At 64.9% G+C, this 766-nt stretch carries 1 protein-coding gene; it reads left to right on the forward strand.

The genetic code is table 11. The features are described 5' to 3' along the window. Positions 1-766 (forward strand): RNA-guided endonuclease InsQ/TnpB family protein (locus E1288_RS46505; protein WP_132495753.1); only part of this gene is annotated, 766 nt, incomplete at both ends.

Genomic DNA, 766 nt, shown 5'->3' on the forward strand with positions numbered 1-766 from the left:
CGGACTCACCGAGGCACGCAAGGACCACGCCTGGCTTCGAGACCTTCCCGCACAGTGCGCCCAGCAAGTTCTCCGGCAGCTCGATACCGCCTATGACAACTTCTGGAACCCCAACCGCCCAGCTGGGTTTCCACAGTTCAAGCGCAAGCATCACCGGCAGGGTGTGTTCCCCGGTCAGGCGGTGCAGGTCCGTAAGGTGTCGCGCCGCATGGCGCACGTGAAGCTCCCCAAGCTGGGGTGGGTACGGTTCCGGCTGTCTCGCCCCCTGGGCGGCGCCGTCCGCAACGCCACGGTGTCCCGCGACGGCCTGGGATGGCACATCTCGTTCGGCATCCACCAGCCCGAACCAGCCCAGCGCCCGGTCAACACCGGCGCTGCGGTCGGGCTGGACGTAGGAATCGCCTGCTCGGTGTTTGTCTCAGACGAAGACACCGAGCGTCAACGCCCCGACACCTTGCCTCCTGGCGAACGGGAGCGACTGCGGGGCTTGGAGCAACGCAAATCCCGGCAGATCAAGTACGCCAAAAAACACAACGGAGGAAAGTACTCCAACAGACTCCGCAAGACCATCGCGGCGATAGCTGCGGTGAAGGCTCGGCAGGCCCGCAGGCGGATGGACTGGAACCACAAGCTCACCACCGACCTGGCCAAAAACCACGGCCTGATCGCGGTCGAGGACTTGAAGGTCCGCAACATGCTCCGCTCCGCCAAAGGCACTTCCGAGCAGCCCGGCCGAGGCGTACGTCAGAAGGCTGGGTTGAACCGA

The sequence above is a fragment of the Saccharopolyspora elongata genome (genome assembly GCF_004348985.1).
Taxonomy (GTDB): domain Bacteria; phylum Actinomycetota; class Actinomycetes; order Mycobacteriales; family Pseudonocardiaceae; genus Saccharopolyspora; species Saccharopolyspora elongata.